Raw genomic sequence first — 17,646 nt, forward strand, 5'->3', positions numbered from 1 at the left:
TATCAAATGAACTAGATAATGTTTGATATCCAATTAAGCTTGCAACAGTCAAAGCTCCAACAACCTTTAATATTTTTGTATCTTTATCATTCATACCGAAGTTATTTACATCCCCATATCTATATCTAGTCCTTCTTGAATATTGGTGGCGATAGCACCCATAGTAGACTGTATTGCTTGACCTGCGCTTTGCAAGCCATTACTAACATCTTGCCCAGTTAAGGAACCTACCACTGTGGCTTGCCCTGTACCAGTGTGGATAAACCCGTTAGCTTGCGGTGTTCCTTCTTCGAGAGATAATTGCACACCAACCTCAGGGGTTGGCCCCAATGTTGTGTTACCAGCTACTGTACCAACAGCTCCAGCACCACCTTGTCCTCCTGCAATCATATACTCACCATTTAACGCGGTTTCATATCCACCTGTCATTGCCCCCATTTCAAAACCAGCGCCAGCTGACGGTGTTCCAGTAGAAGAACCTATTTCATGCGAGGTATAAGTTCCAAATTTGATTCCGTCAAACGAAACGTCGAAGAAAACACCACCGGCATTGTCACCGCTAACCCCAGCATTTCCGCCTCCAGTAAATCCAGCATAAATAACAGCTTCCCCATCAGGATCTACGTACTTGTATGGGTTATTATTTGCATATGCGTATCTGTTAAATCCGTGAATACCACCTAACCCAGATAAATGCTCTAAAGTACCAACCGGATCACTACTGTAAAACCGGCCTATAACTGGATCATAGTATCGTGCCTGCATATAACTCAACCCTAAGTCGGTGTCGAATTTATGTCCTGTGTACCCTACGTCATCTTTGGGTGCTTCTATCGATTCACCAAATGAGCGGCTGTGCTGACGGCTTTCATTCACTGTTTGCGGTGTTACGTCACCGTACTTGGCAATCAGCTTTTTACCTAAGTAAATATAGTGAGTGCCGTTGCCTGTTATGGTATCGCCTTTTTCTCTGTACAGTAATGTACCATCTTGGCTGTGCATTGAATAGCTGGTGCCATTACCATCGGTCTATTTTACGCGGCGGTTGTGACCATCATATAAATAGCTATTACCTTTTGCTGTAGTAAGCTGGTTTGCCGCATTAAAATCTAAACTATATGCACCGTTGTTAGTAATATTTCCGCGGGTATCATAGCCTATTGAGCCATGCCGACCACTTACGCCGGTTACACTGCTTAAGCGATTTTATAAAATAACATTTTTAATCAATTGTTTTACTTAAATAAAAATGACAAGCATATATTTTTAGCTGCTAATTACTCATCAGGAATAACATTACCCCTTGCGCGCTGTTAACTGTATTACTCAGAGTTGAGCTATCTAACTGGAATATCAGGCGGATAAAAGCAAACCTAGTTGAGTAATTGAGTCGCAATTCGTATCGCAAATTGCAAAAACATTGATCAGCAATGCCACAACACTTTGAAGTATATAATAAAAAAAGTTGGCTTGAGTAATGCACTTCCAAAGTAGCTTACCCATTGGAGTCTTTATATGAAAACTAAACAACTTTATGTAGCTGTCACTTTGGCTCTATTGAGTTTGGATTTACACGCAGATCCTTTTACGACTTGTCCGTCAAAAGCTTTTTTAGTACAAGAGTCAGTTGCTAAATTATATGGTGTTAACTTAGCAACTGGTAGCAATGCTGTTTTAAGTGATAATTTAGGCACTACTGGCAAAATCAATGGGTTGGGATTTAATCTACATGACCGATATTTATATGGCTGGGGATACGACGCAGCAACCATAGTAAAAATTGGCAACGACTTTCAAATGATTCCATTAGCAGTTGCTAACACACCCGCAAGCACTAACTTTTATGTTGGTGACGTTTCTGTTCAACAAAATTATTACTACAGCTATAGAAAAGGCGCTAGCTATGGCCTTTATCGTACTGATTTAGATGAAAGTAGTAGCGACTACTTAATTATGAATCTGGTTGTTTCTGGAGATTTACTCAATTTAAACATCTTTGATTTAGCATTTCACCCTGATGCAGACTCAAACCCTAACGCAGACCGTGCTTATAGTGTTGATAGTAATGGTAATTTACATAAAATAACTATCCAAAAAGATGGCTCAACCGCAGTATCAACCAATTTAGGTAATGTGGGAGTGTCCGGTACATTTGGTGCAGTTTATTTTGATGTTGATGGTAATTTTTATATCAGCAGAAATAGTGATGGTCATGTTTTCAGAATTGATGTTTCAGCAGCCTCACCTAATGCAACGCTGTTTGCTTACGGGCCAAGCTCTTCTAATAACGATGGTGCAAGGTGTGCGACAGCACCGATCATAGATGAAGATGACACCACAATTGATTTTGGTGATGCGCCAACTAGCTATGGCATTTCATTAGCTGATAACGGTGCAAGACATGAATTTGATGAAAATGGCATTTTTCTAGGTGATATTGTCAATGGCGAACCTGTACCTAAATCTACAGATGATAGCGATGATGGCGTTCAATTTGTCACAGCCTTAGAGGCTGGCCTTGATAGTTTAATTATTGTTAAAGCATCAAAAGAAGGTTATTTAAACGCTTGGTTTGATTGGGATAACAATGGCAAGTTTGATGATACGCAAGCGATAAGCCAGCACTTATTGGTTGAAGGGTTAAATGCAATATTAGTAGATATTCCAAGTAATGCATTTGTAGGTGATACATGGTCAAGGTTCAGAGTATCAAAAACAGCTGATATAGGCTCTATTGGCGGGGTATCTGATGGTGAGGTTGAAGATTACCCAATTAGCATATCAGATCCAGGAATTACCAGTATTAGCTATCCAGGGGCAAATGATTGGGTTGCATTGGCTTATGAGGATTTATGGCCTGAAAAGGGTGATTATGACTTTAATGATGTTGTTGTTAATTACCGTACAACCACTGATTTAGTGGGTTCTGATGTTGTGAGATTTACAGTAGAGGGCACGTTAAATGCTGTTGGGGCAAGTTATCATAACGGTTTTGCTGTGCGCTTAGATTCAATATTGTCTAGTAACATCAATGAAGATTTAATTCGTTATGAAATAAACGGTGTGCAGCAAACTAGCTCTGCGATCGAGCCAGGGCGTAGTGAGGCTATCATAATCGTTATGGCTGATACTAAGAACTGGTTTGAAACCTCAGCGTCATGCACATATTTTAGAACACAATCCGGGTGCGAAAACAGCCCTAAAGTTAGCTTTAAAGTGACAGTGCCTTTAATTACACCTGTGGCAAGTGAAAGCGCTCCATCCGCATTATTTGACCCCTTTATTTTTGCTGTAAATGGTTTTTATCATGGCCCATTTGTCGATGTTAACAATGCTAGAGGTTGGGAAGTACATCTTAAAAACCAACCTCCCACAGAGGCTTTTGCAATCTCATATGGTCAAGCCGATGATAACAGTGGTTCAGAAATGTATTATCAAACAGCACAAGGGTTACCTTGGGCATTAGAAATTGGTGTGAACTGGTCTCATCCTAAAGAGGGCGTTGATCTACTGAGTGCTTACCCTGATTTTGCCGAGTTTACACAATCATCAGGATCAGAAAAAACAACGTGGTTTAATACCTTTAGTGAATCAAAAGTCATCAATAATTAGGAGTTTAATATGAAAAATTTAATCATGACTATTTTGGCGGCAACAGGGTTTATGTTACAAGGCTGTGGTGGTGGATCGGATGATACAAATACATCAACTCCTATTCAAGGAGAAACGCCTGCACCAGTTTCACCACCAGTTGTTACGCCGGTTTCAACAGCTGATTTAGTCGCAACACCCGAATTTGATTTTTCGACGCAATTTGAATTACTAATAGACGTTAAATTGACTGAGATATCTCAACGAGCGTATTTAAATGTATGTGTTAAACCTCAACTTGAGCAACCTGTAGACTATAATAACTGTATTTATAGAAGCCCGATCAGCAGCTTAGGCATTAAAAAATCTGTAACAATCGCTAATAGTGAAACAGAGTTAGTCGCATTGATATGGTTTTATGATGGCAGCACGGAACCTCTCACTTACCAATGGATGTATGAATCAGGCCAAACAGAGCAAAGCTTTATTGTTCGATAAACTCTAAGGCGCGTTGCTACTATTTTAATTTAGTCACTAATTAAAACAGCCCGCCTTAAGTAACCTGAGTATTGGTAAATAAGCTCAAATACAGCATTTGCTAGCTTTTTGTGCTCTGTGGCTGGTAAATGAATTCCCTCGTTTTTACAGGGTGTTATTAATGTGTGACCGTCTAAAAAAAGGCAGTTGTGTGCGTGTGCTATACGCCTACACTCGTGAGATAATTGCACGGCTTTAGCCTGTGCGCCTGCGTAAATGCGTTGGTATTGGCCTACTTCAAACACTGTAAATGGGCTAATAATAACTAAACGCGGTTGAGGTGTTGATTGATAAAACAACTCAATTTCATTAATAAATTGCGCTAAACCTTCAGCAATTTTCTCTGCTGTTAACGCAAAGCGTGCTTTTAGATCATTCGTACCCAGTTGTATGATGATTACATCAAGCTGATGCGCTTCAAGATAAGGCTTTAAGTACGTAACCCCTGATTTGTTCCCGGTAAATGGTGGGTTATTTACAAGTGTGCGGTTAGGTTGGCCTGCTTCAATTACTTTATGTTCGTCCCCGATCGCTTGTTTGAATAATGTAGGCCAACGTTCAATTTCAGATAAACGCGAGCCATCTATTGCTGAAAGCCCAAAGGTATTTGAATCACCAAAACACAAAACATTCATTTAAAACGGGTTCAAGGTATAACCTTGCTGCTGTAATTTTGCGTGAGCGGTCATTGCTGATAGCGACATTTTAACACCTTGGATAAGCTGCTTTTTAGCTACTTTCATATGCGTTGCCGACTGGCCGCATACATAAATGTCGGTGTTATTAGCAAGTAATTGCTTTATAAGTGATTGGTTTTTGTTACCTACACCAAAACGCTGCGTGTAAAAACTGTTTTCAAGCACATCAACACTGGCACTGCCATGAACAACCAAAGCAAGCTTGATATTGTCAGGGTTAACGCCATGCGCCACATGCATATTAATAAAACGCGCCAACGAATTTATATGGTTGTTTTGCTGACCTTTTTCAGCTCCCTCACCTACATCAAAAGCTATTTTAAACTGCGCCTGCTTTAGATCAGATGTGTGCTCTGGAACATTATAAAAAAAGCCAAAATCTTTAATAACAGGCTCGGGTTCCTGTGCTGATACTGCGAGGCTTGTTAAAAGTAGGCTAAAACCCATAAGTAACGTTTTCATAAATTACCCTTTTTTGTTTTAGCCTACCCTGTTTAAAACAGTTTAACTAGCTTGAATATGTGAATGTGCTTTAAACGTCATACCTAAATAGTTAAAGGTATGTTTAAACATATCTATAAATGCAGATGGGGCCTCTGCTGAGGCTGCATTTGAGAGTAAAGAGTAATGCTTTTGGCGCAATGTTCTTAACTTTGGCTTTAGCGCCTCATCATCCATGTAATCGGTTATTCTATCCATAAACGCTTTCATTTGTGGGGTCGTGTTGTACCAGTAAACGGGGGATGCAAATACCCAATGTTCATAACGTAACAGCACTTCGAACAAGTTATAAAAGTCGTCATTGTTATATTGCTTATCATATCGGTAAGGGGCAATAACATAATCATCTAAACAAAAAACAATGCCGCTTTTTTGTTTACTGTATGCGTTCACCTGCGCTGTTGTATTACCATTTTTTCGGCCACTTGAATAAATAATTGCTGTATTATGTACTGATTTTTGTTGCATTGGGTTAACTCCTTTTTAATGATGCAACCAAGCATAAAACCTCAAGCTAAGTTAAGGTCAACAACTATTTTTTTACCTTTTTAAGGCGCTATTTGTGATCAATTTTTTACTTTGATGTACCTATATTAACTATTAGCGTATTGTATTTACGAGAATTATAGATAAACTGGCGCTATTAACCTTATTCCACATTAGTAATGTAGTAGGCGTTTTATCATGGAAGTATCCGACACGCTCGTGCAAGAGTTGGCACCCGATCAGCCATCAATTAATGCCGCAAAAAAATTACTCAAACCCGCCAAGTGGCCAGTGCTTGGGCAAGCCCAAGACGTAAATACAATTTGGGGAGAGTGTCAGGGCTCAGGCTCCACACCCTACTACACTATGGCTGATGTGAGCGATCACGGCTATAAATGTACATGCCCGTCGCGTAAGTTTCCGTGTAAACATGTGCTTGCGCTATTTTGGCAGTTTTCTGATTTGCCTGATAACTTCGCTAAAACTGCGCCGCCACAATGGGTGAATGACTGGTTAGGCAGACGCAGACGCTCCACCAGCACAACAGACGAAGCCTCTGCGCAGGACAACGCAGCAAAAATAAGTAAATCCGCCGCCCCCCTTTCATTGCATAAAACCAATGTTGAGAAAGTACTCACCGATGAAGAACTCGCTAAACGTGAAGAAGATAAAGCTAAACGCGCAGCGCAAAATCGAGCCAAAACTCTCGATTCAGTGGCACAAGGGCTGACTGAGTTACAACAGTGGATAAACGATCAACTTAGCAGTGGCATTGTACAGTTTTTAAAAGACAGCCGAGATAAGTGCCGCCAAATAGCGGCGCGTTTAGTTGATGCCAAAGCAGCAAACTTGGCAGCAAGAATTGACGAATTACCAGCAAAAATACTGGCTCACCCGGTGCAACATCAACCCCGCGCGGCGCTCCAAGAGCTCGCTAAATTAGCGTTACTCAGCGAAGCATGGCTAAGTAACCCGCAAGACATTGATGCCTATCGCGGTGTTGTTAGCAGCGAAAATCGTGAACAAGTACTCAGCCCCAATACTGATGAAAATAGCACTCAACCGCTCACTATCAATGGTACGTGGCAAGTTATTGGTGAAAAATCACAAATGCGCCGTAATGGCTTACTAGCGTCTATGCGCTGGTTAAAGTTACTCTCGCCAAGCGATGAACAAACATCTACTCCTGCAACTGCGATTGCTATGTTGCTCGATTTTATTCCTGTAAAAAGTGGCAGTAGTAAAACGCAAAGTGCGCTGGGGAAAACCCTAAAAGGTAAAGTAACTTTTTATGCTAGTCGTATGCCATACAGGGCTATTTTAGGTGAGCATGAATACATACCCCAAAGCCCAACTAATCAGCAAATGAGCCATATACAAGAACCACTTCAAGATTGGCGACTACATTTTTTCCAGCATCATGCTCAATTGCCATGGCTTGAAAAAATGCCTTTTATTACCCCTGCAGGGCGTATTAGCCAAGACAAGTCAGGTCAATACTGGTGGCAAAATAACACTAAAACAGTGCATTTGCCTTTAATAAATGAAGTGCTAGACCCTTTAATATTGGGAAGCCAGCTTGATACGGCCTTTGTATTACTCGATGGACAATTTGCTGAGTTAATAAGTGTTGAAACAGCATCATGGGGCGTTATTTTATGTCAGTAACTATCATCGACACTCATGCTAACGAAATCGAAGCGCGTAATGAGCAGCTTAATTACGCATTGCAAGCAGCTCAAAAGCTCGAGAAAAAATGGCTCGTTGGGCATGATCAAATCAACCTAGCTAAACTCCCCGATGATTGGCAAACATTACTAAGTGCGATCACACCGAGTAAACAAAACATGTATGCGCTGATACTTTCTCAGCAACAACAATTGATTATGCACTACCCATCACCCGAGACGGAGTTAGTATCAGCACCTGATATTCCGACACTTGCACTCCCGTGTATTACAACCTCATTGCGGCCTCTATTTAGCCGTGTAATGACATTTTGTAAACAACAAACAAGCTCAGGGTTTGATGCCGTACTTAATTTACTTGCTAGTCGTGGCGTATGTGCCCATCCAGCCGATTGGATGCCAACAAAACACTCAGACTCTGTGCCCAGTGTTTATTTACCTTGGGTATATTGGTCTAATGATCAATTATGCCAATGGCAAGCGCAGCAAAATACAGCACTTGAACAACTACAGTGGGACGACCTTTACCCAGCAGAAAAACGTGCCCGCTTAACCCAACTTAGGCATACAAACCCACAACTAGCAGCGCAGTATATTCATCAGGTTGCGAAAACTGAGTTAGCAGAAAATCGGCTGCGTTTGTATCACATTTTAAGCATTCATTTAAGCCATCAAGATCAACCCCAATTACAAGAATATTTGACCGATAAATCAAAAAAGGTGGTGGCCTTTGCCAAACAATTACTCGCACGTTTAGCTGTGGATGTTGACGATACCCAAAGTGATCAACACGCACAAGAGTTAGCACCTTGGCTAGAAGTAAAAACCAAAGGTTTGTTTAAAAAAACCACCATAGTATTGCCCGCAAAACTCAAAAGTAAAACACAACAGGCCATGCGAACCGAGTTTATTGCTGAGGTTTCATTAGCAGCATTAGCAAAAACACTTAACATTTCGGTTACACAGCTATGCAACGGCTGGCAATTTGATCAATACCGTGAGCAAGATAATATTGGCTTTATTAACAATGCGTTTGATTCCCTGCCAGAAACAACACTCAATGACTTTATAACCCGCAGTTGTGATGAACTCTTCACGCACAGCTTGTTATGGTATGTACTGCGTGGCGTTAAATCTCGTTTATCACCGCAACATGTTGCCACTGTTATTTATACGCTGCTTGAAAAAAAGCATATGCACTTCAATTTTGGCAATTTGCTGTCGCTCATTGATTCGCCATTAACAGAGCTAACTTGGCAACAACTAAGCCACACTCAAGCTTGGGCACAATTACAGCAAGATATTAAACAGGAGCTCACTGATAAACATTACCTTGAGCATTACGCCATAATGAGTGAGTTATTAGCACTTGGGCTATTTTTACCCCAAGCACTGGCACAGCGAATTTACGATGGCGTGATTGCATTAGGTGTGATGCCTGCAGATCCCATGCTAGACGCACTTAAACTTAATGTTGGCTTAGTCGCTGTAAAGGCACAAACACCATGAAATTTAATAAAAGCCAAGCCGCACAGTCATTTTACAACCCTTTATTAGCCGCCCTAAATATAAACAGGACGCGCAACACACATTATTCAAGGACACTATAATGAGCGATATCCTTCGTTTACCCGTTGAGCAAGTATACCAAAGTGAATTAGATGCATTAAAAGCGGACGACACCGGTAATAAACCCTATAACTGGGCAATGTCGCCACAAGCAGTGGTTACTTATTTAATGGGTGGTAAAACTGCATCGGGCGTTGATATTTCAGCAAAATACATTGGCCACCGCCGCATTATAGAAACCGCCGTTGCCACGTTGGCGACCGATCGCGCATTATTACTTTTGGGCGTACCTGGTACAGCCAAATCATGGGTGTCTGAACATTTAAGCGCAGCCATCTGTGGCTGTAGTACCCAAGTTATCCAATGTACCGCTGGCACAGACGAAAACCAAATTCGCTACGGCTGGAACTATGCGCAGCTATTAGCACATGGCCCGAGTAAAGAAGCCCTCGTTGCAACGCCACTATTGCGTGCAATGGAAAATGGCAGCTTGTGCCGCTTAGAAGAGCTAACCCGTATGGGCTCTGACGTTCAAGATACCTTGATCACCGTACTATCAGAAAAAATGCTCCCAGTACCAGAGCTAAACGATGCCATATTTGCACAGCGCGGTTTTAATATTATTGCCACCGCGAATAACCGCGATAAAGGCGTTAATGAACTATCATCAGCGTTAAAACGTCGCTTTAATGTTGTGGTACTGCCGCTGCCAGATTCGGTTGATCAAGAAGTCGAAATTATTAATAAGCGCGTTGCTGAAATGGGCCAATCGTTAGATTTACCAGTACCGAAAAACACCGCTGACGAAATTGCCAAGGTTGTTGCCATTTTTAGAGAGTTACGTGGCGGCGAAACGCTCGACGGTAAACTCACATTAAAAACCCCAACCGGGAACCTATCAACCGCAGAGGCTATTGCCGTTATGGTTGGCGGGCTCAGCCAAGCAAACTGGTTTAGCCAAGGCCAGTTAACCGCAGCCGAAATTAGCCAAAGTATGCTTGGTGCAATTGTGAAAGACCCCGTTCAAGATCGCGCCGTATTAGAGGAATACCTTGAAACTGTGCTCAAAAAGCGTAAAGGCTATGAAGACTATTACCACCATTTAAATCAGGTGCTATAAGGTTAACTAATGGCACATTCTGATATTCATTATTTTGGTATTCGACATCATGGTCCGGGCTCAAGTAAACGATTACTTGCCGCCCTTGAGCAGCTGCAACCGCAGTATATATTGATAGAAGGCCCCGCTGATTGCAGTGATCTTTTACCATTATTAGCGCATCAGCAAATGAAACCACCCGTGGCATTGCTAAGCTATGCGGTAGAGCATGCACAAAGCAGCATTTTTTATCCCTTTGCTGAGTATTCCCCTGAATACCAAGCCAGTGTCTGGGCAAAGCAACAGCAAATACCCAGCGCGTTTATTGATTTACCCATTGCAGTGCGCTTAGCACAAATGCAAGCTGAGCAACTACATAATGAAGATGAAGAACATACCAACGCTGAGCAACTCACACCAAATAATAATCAAAGCGATGGCAAAAGCGATGATCAAAGCAATAACCAAGAAAATACACCACAGTTAACCGCACTCTTACGCGATCCCATTGGTGTATTGGCAAACATTGCAGGCTATCAAGATGCAGAGGCTTGGTGGAATGACCTTATCGAGCAAAATCGCGATGACAGCTTAGCTATTTTTGAACAAGTTGAACATGCAATGACTGCACTAAGGCAGCCTGTCGAACAAGATTCGCCAGAGCTGGCACATGATCATCAACGCGAAGCATTTATGCGCTTAGAAATAGCCAAAATAGCTAAACTATGCGACGGCCCTATTGCCGTAATTTGTGGTGCTTGGCATGTACCCGCACTTAAAGCCAAGCATAGCGCTAAAGATGATCGGGCATTAATAAAAGCCCTCCCTAAAAAGCTTGCAGCCAGTAAACATAAATCCACCTGGATCCCGTGGACTTCAGCACGTTTAGCCACGCAAACAGGCTACGGCGCAGGTGTTGCTGCACCTATGTGGTATCAGCATTTATGGCAACATCGCCAACAGGATGATCATATTGCGCCTTGGTTAGTGTTTATTGCACAAAATTTACGAGAGCAAGGGGCGGTTATTTCAACTGCATCAGTCATTGAAGCCCAGCGACTTTGCCTAAGCTTAGCCGCAGTAAGAGACAGGCCACAACCAAGTTTTGAAGAAATCACTGATGCGGTTATAAGCTGCATGTGTTTTGGTGAACACGCCTTGTGGGAACAAATACATAACACTGTTTTACTGGGTCAACAGGTTGGGCAAATTCCTGATGATACTGATTTGGTGCCACTGCTTGAAGATTTACAAAAGCGCCAAAAAAAATACAAACTCAAACCCGAAGCCCTCGCACGCGAACATTCACTCGACTTGCGCAGTGATATTGGCCAAAACAAATCTATTTTATTACATCAACTGCAGTTGTTAAATGTGCCATGGGGCGAGCTACTTGACTCAGGTAGCAGCCGAGGTACGTTTAGAGAAAAATGGCGCTTAACCTGGCAGCCTGAATTTGCTATTAAACTCGTTGAACATATTGTTTACGGCAGCACCATAGAGCAAGCCGCCAATAACAAAGTGATGGCGTCACTAGCAAAAGAGCAAAACTTAGCCGTGCTCGCCGACTCAGTGCTTAACTGTTTAACTGCCAACCTTTCGCAAGCCACTGAGTTTGGTTTAACCCAGTTAACACTGCGCGCCGGCCAAGTCAGTGACTGCAATGATTTACTTACCAGCATTGCGCCCCTTATTGATATAAGCCGTTATGGCAGCGCTCGTACGCTTTCTTTGAGTCAAATAGATGCACTGATCGAGCGTTTAGCAATTCAAGCAGCGCTTGCTTTGCCTTACGCGTGCCGTAACTTAAATGATGAAGAAGCGCAGCACGTTCAGCAAAATATTAACAGCGCACATCGTGCCTTAGTGCTGCACCTTGGTGATACCGACATTTTAGCTAAATGGTGGCAAGCAATAGAGGCTATTGCTCACAGCGATCAATCCAGCTATTTACTCATTGGTTTATGTGCACGATTACTTTATCAAAATGAGCGTTTAAGCCGTGAGCAACTAAGTACCATGCTTGATAAAATGCTCTCCCCTGCGTTGCCACCGGCTCAAGCTGCACGATTTTTTGATGGCTTTTTTACAGATTCGGTCGACCAACTGCTATACGACTCACTGTTACTCAACGCCATAAATAATTGGTTACTCCAATTAGAAGAAATCACCTTTGTTGAGTTTTTGCCTTTGTTTAGGCGGGTATTTTCAAACCTTGATGCAATGGAGCGTAAACGCTTGTTCGATACGCTTTTTAATAACAAAGCACACGCCGAGATAGTTCAAAACATCGATACAAATCAACATACATATTGGCAGCAACACATGGAAAAACTGGCTAAACTCGCTCAACGCAATAAGGATTGGTTGGCATGAACGATAAAACAACCTTAACCGAGCCAAACTCAGTGACAGAACAATCATCAACTACATTGATAGATGAAAAATCACGCCGCTGGCAATTAGCACTGGGGGTTGATGACGATCAACAAGGCACATTAAACGACAGAGATAAGCGTTTATCTGGCGCACTTTCAGCCCTTTATAACGCAGAGCAAAGTACAGCGCGTGGGCGCGGGAGTTTAAGCCGCTCAGCCCCTAAAATTTCAAAATGGCTTGGGGATATTCGTGAGTTTTTCCCAGTTCCCATAGTCCAAGTGGTACAACGCGATGCATTTGAGCGACTCGGCCTAAAAGAAATGTTAATGGAGCCTGAGTTTCTTGCCGCCATTGAAGCTGATGTGCATTTAGTGGCTGATTTAGTAAGCTTACGCTCAGTCATGCCTGAAAAAACCCTTGATACAGCGCGTCACGTGATCGAAAAAGTGGTTAATCAATTACTCGCCAAGCTTGAACAAAAAACAACCGAAGCTATTCGTGGTGCAGTTAATAAATCCAAGCGCAGCTTTCGCCCTCGTTTTAGTGACATAGACTGGCCTCGCACTATTAACGCTAATTTGCGTCACTATCAACCAAAATACAACACTATAGTCCCTGATAAACTCATTGGATTTATGCGCCAACAACGTCGTTTAGCCGATCTTGATGAAGTGATTTTATGTGTTGATCAATCAGGCTCTATGGCAACGTCTGTGGTGTACAGCTCAATTTTTGCCGCTGTTATGGCCTCTATCCCTGCGGTCAAAACAAAACTGATTTGTTTTGATACCAGTATTTTAGATTTAACTGAAGACTTGGCCGATCCCGTTAGCGTATTATTTGGTGTGCAATTAGGCGGCGGGACCGATATAAATCAAGCCATTGCTTACTGCGAAAAACAAATTGAACACCCCAGTAAAACGCATTTGCTGCTTATTTCTGATTTATATGAAGGCGGCGACGCAAGTCAATTAAAACAACGTATTGCTCAATTAATAAAACAAGATGTTAATGTCATCACCCTACTTGCCTTAAGTGATGACGGGCGGCCCGCGTACGATAGCGACATGGCAAGCGAGTTTGCAACATTAGGTAGCCCGGTATTTGCCTGTACGCCAGATCAATTTCCTGATCTAATGGCCACCGCCTTAAAGCGCGAAGATGTTATGGCATGGGCGGCAGAGCAAGATATTAAAGCCATTAGGCCACACGAATAGCAATACACTGTGTTTAATTTGAACCAATAATGAGTAAAAACACGATGCCAACAACGACCACCACAAAAAAAATCGTCGACGCCAATTTAAGCGTTGGCTTTGTTGCCAAACGCAGCGGCGTTAATGTCTCAGCCCTACATTTCTATGAATCGAAAGGGCTAATTCGTAGTTGGCGTAATAACGGCAACCAACGCCGTTACAAGCCAGATGTATTACGCCGTGTTGCGGTGATCAAAGCAGCTCAAACTATGGGCATTACACTTGATGACATTAAAAGCACACTTGACACGTTGCCAGAGCAACGTACTCCTACAAAAAAAGATTGGTCTGCCCTGTCTAAGAAATGGCAAGCTCAGCTTGATGAACGAATTGCCTATATGCAGCGTCTTCGCGATAAAGTTGATGGCTGCATTGGTTGCGGTTGCTTATCAATGAACAACTGCCCAATTTACAATAAAGATGATCATCTAGGCGACGAACAAAGCGGTGCTGTGCTTTTAAATACCCCTCAAAAATAATTCCTCCAATAACATCAATACGCTCAATATTAAAAATACCTAGCACGCGTAATTGCACTAAAAAACAAGCACGCGTTAGGCTCATGATAAAGCGACAGAAAAACCTAAAACAGTCACACTTGTTTACATATCTTTACATTTAAGTTAAATAAAAGTTAATGGAATGTTTACTTATTGCTATTCAGGGCTATCTTTTGGAGTGCGTTTCAAACAGTAACCATCCAAAAAGGATTAAACAATGCGTAAATTAAGTACTCTAAGTTTTGCTGTATTAGTCGGTTTATCAGCTGGGCAAGTTCATGCCGCAGAACTTATGTCTGTCGACACAAGCCGTGCGATTGAAGGTAAATATATCGTTGTATTTAAAACTCCCTCGGTTTTAAATATTCAAAGTAGTGACGCAATAGCAGACTTTGCCAGTTCACAATCGGCCAGTTTAAGTAACCTATACAACATCGACGTGGCTCAGGAATTTGGCGGCGTTTTAAATGGTGTTGTTGTCAATGCATCGGATAAAACAATTCAACAAATGCTTAGCAATCCGAATATTGACTATATTGAGCAAGATCAAATGATGTCGGTTAACCCTTTAGCACAAACAAACGCAAATCAACCAAATGCAATCTGGGGCTTAGACCGTATTGATCAGCAAGATCTTCCTCTCAATTCAAATTACTATTATGACTTTGATGGATCTGGGGTAACAGCCTATGTCATTGATACTGGTGTACGTATAAATCACAATGAATTTGGCAATCGCGCATCTCATGGTTATGACTTTATCGATAATGACTCAGATGCAACAGACTGTAATGGACATGGTACGCATGTAGCAGGCACGATTGGTGGTGGCGCTTACGGGGTTGCTAAAAATGTAAACATTGTTGGCGTGCGTGTACTGGGCTGTAATGGTTCTGGCTCAAACTCAGGGGTTATTGCAGGTATTAACTGGGTTAAAAATAATGCATCGGGTCCTTCTGTAGCCAATATGAGCTTAGGCGGTGGAGCTTCGCAAGCAACTGATGATGCTGTAAATAATGCCGTAGCCGCAGGAATTAGTTTTGTTGTGGCTGCCGGTAATGACAACAGTAATGCCTGTAATTATTCACCAGCTCGCGCAGCTAATGCCATAACGGTTGGCTCAACAACCAGCGGCGATAGCCGTTCAAGTTTTTCAAACTATGGTAACTGTTTAGATATCTATGCACCTGGTTCAAGTATTAAATCAGCGTGGTATAACTCAAATACAGCAACAAATACCATCAGTGGTACATCAATGGCCTCACCTCATGTTGCTGGTGCCGTTGCACTATACCTTGATGAAACACCTTCTTTAAGCCCATCACAAATCGAAACCATGCTCAGCCAACGTAGTACTAAAAACAAAGTATCCGATGCAAAATCTGGCTCACCAAATGAGTTACTTTACACATTAGAAGGTGGCATTATTGTACCGCCAGAAGAAAATGAACTCACCAATGGACAAAGTGTTACCGTATCAGGTGCTCAAGGTACAAACACCTTTTATAAGCTAGTTGTACCTGCGGGCTCTGAATCGTTGTCATTTGATACAAATGGTGGTTCTGGCGATGTTGACATGTATGTACAGGTAGGGCAAAAACCTTCAACGAGTAGCTACAACTGTCGACCATATAAAGATGGCAACACAGAAAACTGCACGTTCACCAACCCACAAGCTGGCGATTGGTGGGTGATGCTCAATGGCTACAGCCAATACAGTGGAGTAAGTTTAACTGGCACTATTGGCGGCGGCACTAGTTGTGGCAGTAATTGCTTAACAAATGGTGTACCAGCCACAGGGCTTTCTGGCGCACGTAATCAAGAACTCGTTTACACTATTGATGTACCCGCAAATGCCACGTTAAATGTCAGTATGTCTGGTGGCACGGGCGACGCTGATCTATATGTTCGTAAAGACGCTCAAGCTACAACGAGCGTGTATGACTGTCGTCCATATGCAAACGGTAATAATGAAAGCTGCAACCTAAACTCAGGGCAAGGCGGTAAATACTACATTACATTAAGAGGATATAATACATTCTCTGGCGTTAGCATTGTCGCATCTTACTAATTTGCAATAACCATTGAGTAAAAACACGGCCTATTTTTATAGGCCGTATTGTTTATTGTTACCCTGAGCACTTATGTTATTAATAAAACGGCTATAAATAGAGAAAATGAGTTGAGCTGAAAAATAATAAGAATATTTAACTAATATCTAACTGCACGCGTCAAAACGTTCAATCCTGGTTTTATTTTTGCCGCTGTAATACTGTTGAGTACCCGCCAGCTAAACATTTTTCCATTGCAAGATTGGGGTTTGCTTGGCTTTGAAAACCAAATTGTTGATAAAGTGAATGAGCGTCTTTTGTTGCTAGTGTAAAACGGCGCAACGATTGCAATTCAGGGTGACTCATTACATGATCCATCAGCTTTTTACCCAGCCCTCGCCCTCTAAATGCCTCTAACACAAATACATCCAGTAAGTTTGCAAAAGTGGCTTGGTCAGTCACCACTCGTGCAAATGCCAATAGCTGGTTATTTTCAATTAATGCAAAGCACAGCGAATGTGCGAACGCTTTTTCTAACCGTTCGCGACTAATGCCTTGACTCCAATAACTTCGCTCAGATAAAAACTCAAACGCTTGGGTAAATTGTTGTGGTGACAATTGGTGAGTAAATTTCATTTTATTCCCCTACTGGATGCTTGTATTGGAAAGAAAAACTAAAGGAATTGATGCCGCAAGAAACAGTGACATAATCCAATTAAAACGTTTAAAGGTATTTGGCCTATTTAAAAATTGGCGCATGTATTTACCAAAATTCACCCAAAACAAGCCTGAGCAAGCCGCAACAAGGTTAAAAATAATCACGCCCAAAATTGCAGAAGGCCAATAAGCACCTTCAGGTAAAGTAAGTGCAGTACAAAGTGTCATTAACACCGCATATGACTTAGGATTAATCAACTGAAAAAGCATGCCTTGAAAAAAACTCAAAGGCTTCACCTTGGCATTTACGCCGTCTACTTGGGTTGAATTAGCCACTTTATACGCCAGATATAAAATATAACCACTGGCACAAAGTTGTAGAAAAAAATGCAGTTTTGGCTGCATTAAAAACAATTTCCCTAACCCCAATAACATTGCCAAATGCATTATCGTCATGCCTACACGAATACCTAATAAGTGCGGTAGGGTTTTGATCACGCCAAAATGTGTGCCTGAGTGAGTAAGCAAAATATTATTAGGCCCAGGCGTAATTGACGCCGCAAAACAAAATAAAATGAGAGCCGGGGCAAGCTCAAAAACAGTAACTGTATTCATAATGGTTAATTGTATTGAT

The 17,646-nt window shown here is 41.9% G+C and carries 15 protein-coding genes; 9 read left to right on the top strand and 6 right to left on the bottom strand.

The window, feature by feature from the left end:
* Window positions 1–105 precede the first annotated feature (105 nt).
* Window positions 106–1,002, bottom strand: coding sequence for an RHS repeat-associated core domain-containing protein (locus HH219_RS22020; protein ID WP_169327619.1), 897 nt, complete (start codon window positions 1,000–1,002; stop codon window positions 106–108).
* 513 nt (window positions 1,003–1,515) lie between these two features.
* On the opposite strand from HH219_RS22020, the gene HH219_RS12370 reads away from it, so the two are divergent.
* On the top strand, window positions 1,516–3,612 hold the full coding sequence (locus HH219_RS12370; RefSeq protein WP_169327620.1) for an LruC domain-containing protein: 2,097 nt from the start codon (window positions 1,516–1,518) through the stop codon (window positions 3,610–3,612).
* A 9-nt stretch (window positions 3,613–3,621) separates the two neighbouring features.
* On the top strand, window positions 3,622–4,089 hold the full coding sequence (locus HH219_RS12375) for a hypothetical protein (protein WP_054204149.1): 468 nt from the start codon (window positions 3,622–3,624) through the stop codon (window positions 4,087–4,089).
* Between the two features lie 29 nt (window positions 4,090–4,118).
* On the opposite strand, the gene HH219_RS12380 is transcribed toward HH219_RS12375, so the two are convergent.
* Genes HH219_RS12380 through HH219_RS12390 form a run of 3 tightly spaced genes read right to left on the bottom strand, consistent with a single transcriptional unit; the run spans window position 4,119 to window position 5,795 of the window.
* A complete protein-coding gene (locus HH219_RS12380; RefSeq protein ID WP_054204148.1) occupies window positions 4,119–4,763 on the bottom strand; it encodes a GDSL-type esterase/lipase family protein in 645 nt (214 codons plus the stop codon).
* The gene (locus tag HH219_RS12385) at window positions 4,764–5,288 is read right to left on the bottom strand and encodes a DsrE family protein (protein WP_169327621.1); all 525 of its coding nucleotides are present in this window, start codon (window positions 5,286–5,288) and stop codon (window positions 4,764–4,766) included.
* Window positions 5,289–5,330: 42 nt separating this feature from the next.
* Window positions 5,331–5,795, bottom strand: coding sequence for an NAD(P)H-dependent oxidoreductase (locus HH219_RS12390; protein ID WP_054204146.1), 465 nt, complete (start codon window positions 5,793–5,795; stop codon window positions 5,331–5,333).
* 216 nt (window positions 5,796–6,011) lie between these two features.
* Here HH219_RS12390 and HH219_RS12395 point away from each other — a divergent pair, with 216 nt between their 5' ends.
* From HH219_RS12395 to HH219_RS12425, 7 genes are all read left to right on the top strand, one after another.
* A complete protein-coding gene (locus tag HH219_RS12395; RefSeq protein WP_169327622.1) occupies window positions 6,012–7,481 on the top strand; it encodes an SWIM zinc finger family protein in 1,470 nt (489 codons plus the stop codon).
* Window positions 7,472–9,010: a DUF5691 domain-containing protein gene (locus HH219_RS12400; RefSeq protein WP_169327623.1), complete on the top strand. Its 1,539-nt coding sequence runs from the start codon at window positions 7,472–7,474 to the stop codon at window positions 9,008–9,010. Before HH219_RS12395 ends, HH219_RS12400 begins: the two co-directional genes overlap by 10 nt.
* Window positions 9,011–9,110: 100 nt before the next feature.
* Window positions 9,111–10,190, top strand: coding sequence for an AAA family ATPase (locus HH219_RS12405; protein ID WP_054452242.1), 1,080 nt, complete (start codon window positions 9,111–9,113; stop codon window positions 10,188–10,190).
* A gap of 9 nt (window positions 10,191–10,199) precedes the next feature.
* Window positions 10,200–12,545: a DUF5682 family protein gene (locus tag HH219_RS12410; RefSeq protein ID WP_169327624.1), complete on the top strand. Its 2,346-nt coding sequence runs from the start codon at window positions 10,200–10,202 to the stop codon at window positions 12,543–12,545.
* Window positions 12,542–13,765, top strand: coding sequence for a VWA domain-containing protein (locus HH219_RS12415; protein ID WP_054204141.1), 1,224 nt, complete (start codon window positions 12,542–12,544; stop codon window positions 13,763–13,765). The genes HH219_RS12410 and HH219_RS12415 overlap by 4 nt, the downstream gene beginning before the upstream one ends.
* Before the next feature lie 29 nt (window positions 13,766–13,794).
* A complete protein-coding gene (soxR, locus tag HH219_RS12420) occupies window positions 13,795–14,283 on the top strand; it encodes a redox-sensitive transcriptional activator SoxR (RefSeq protein ID WP_231658988.1) in 489 nt (162 codons plus the stop codon).
* 238 nt (window positions 14,284–14,521) lie between these two features.
* Entirely contained in the window at window positions 14,522–16,375 is a 1,854-nt protein-coding gene (locus tag HH219_RS12425; RefSeq protein WP_054452247.1) for a S8 family serine peptidase, read from the top strand.
* A gap of 181 nt (window positions 16,376–16,556) precedes the next feature.
* Here the strand turns inward: HH219_RS12425 and HH219_RS12430 are convergent, their stop codons facing one another.
* Both HH219_RS12430 and HH219_RS12435 read right to left on the bottom strand, forming a co-directional pair.
* A complete protein-coding gene (locus HH219_RS12430; RefSeq protein ID WP_054452251.1) occupies window positions 16,557–16,991 on the bottom strand; it encodes a GNAT family N-acetyltransferase in 435 nt (144 codons plus the stop codon).
* 9 nt (window positions 16,992–17,000) lie between these two features.
* Complete coding sequence (locus HH219_RS12435) at window positions 17,001–17,627, bottom strand: LysE family translocator (protein WP_054204137.1); 627 nt, start codon at window positions 17,625–17,627, stop codon at window positions 17,001–17,003.
* Window positions 17,628–17,646: the final 19 nt, after the last annotated feature.

The sequence above is a fragment of the Pseudoalteromonas sp. NEC-BIFX-2020_015 genome (assembly GCF_012952265.1).
Lineage (GTDB): Bacteria > Pseudomonadota > Gammaproteobacteria > Enterobacterales > Alteromonadaceae > Pseudoalteromonas > Pseudoalteromonas neustonica.

What these genes read in the sequence shown, in the direction of transcription:
- HH219_RS22020 (WP_169327619.1), bottom strand. Translation starts at nt 1,002, where the DNA reads ATGCACAGCCAAGATGGTACATTACTGTACAGAGAAAAAGGCGATACC.
- HH219_RS12425 (WP_054452247.1), top strand. Translation starts at nt 14,522, where the DNA reads ATGCGTAAATTAAGTACTCTAAGTTTTGCTGTATTAGTCGGTTTATCA.
- HH219_RS12385 (WP_169327621.1), bottom strand. Translation starts at nt 5,288, where the DNA reads ATGAAAACGTTACTTATGGGTTTTAGCCTACTTTTAACAAGCCTCGCA.
- HH219_RS12375 (WP_054204149.1), top strand. Translation starts at nt 3,622, where the DNA reads ATGAAAAATTTAATCATGACTATTTTGGCGGCAACAGGGTTTATGTTA.
- HH219_RS12395 (WP_169327622.1), top strand. Translation starts at nt 6,012, where the DNA reads ATGGAAGTATCCGACACGCTCGTGCAAGAGTTGGCACCCGATCAGCCA.
- HH219_RS12400 (WP_169327623.1), top strand. Translation starts at nt 7,472, where the DNA reads ATGTCAGTAACTATCATCGACACTCATGCTAACGAAATCGAAGCGCGT.
- HH219_RS12390 (WP_054204146.1), bottom strand. Translation starts at nt 5,795, where the DNA reads ATGCAACAAAAATCAGTACATAATACAGCAATTATTTATTCAAGTGGC.
- HH219_RS12380 (WP_054204148.1), bottom strand. Translation starts at nt 4,763, where the DNA reads ATGAATGTTTTGTGTTTTGGTGATTCAAATACCTTTGGGCTTTCAGCA.
- HH219_RS12410 (WP_169327624.1), top strand. Translation starts at nt 10,200, where the DNA reads ATGGCACATTCTGATATTCATTATTTTGGTATTCGACATCATGGTCCG.
- HH219_RS12415 (WP_054204141.1), top strand. Translation starts at nt 12,542, where the DNA reads ATGAACGATAAAACAACCTTAACCGAGCCAAACTCAGTGACAGAACAA.
- HH219_RS12435 (WP_054204137.1), bottom strand. Translation starts at nt 17,627, where the DNA reads ATGAATACAGTTACTGTTTTTGAGCTTGCCCCGGCTCTCATTTTATTT.
- HH219_RS12405 (WP_054452242.1), top strand. Translation starts at nt 9,111, where the DNA reads ATGAGCGATATCCTTCGTTTACCCGTTGAGCAAGTATACCAAAGTGAA.
- soxR (WP_231658988.1), top strand. Translation starts at nt 13,795, where the DNA reads ATGAGTAAAAACACGATGCCAACAACGACCACCACAAAAAAAATCGTC.
- HH219_RS12430 (WP_054452251.1), bottom strand. Translation starts at nt 16,991, where the DNA reads ATGAAATTTACTCACCAATTGTCACCACAACAATTTACCCAAGCGTTT.
- HH219_RS12370 (WP_169327620.1), top strand. Translation starts at nt 1,516, where the DNA reads ATGAAAACTAAACAACTTTATGTAGCTGTCACTTTGGCTCTATTGAGT.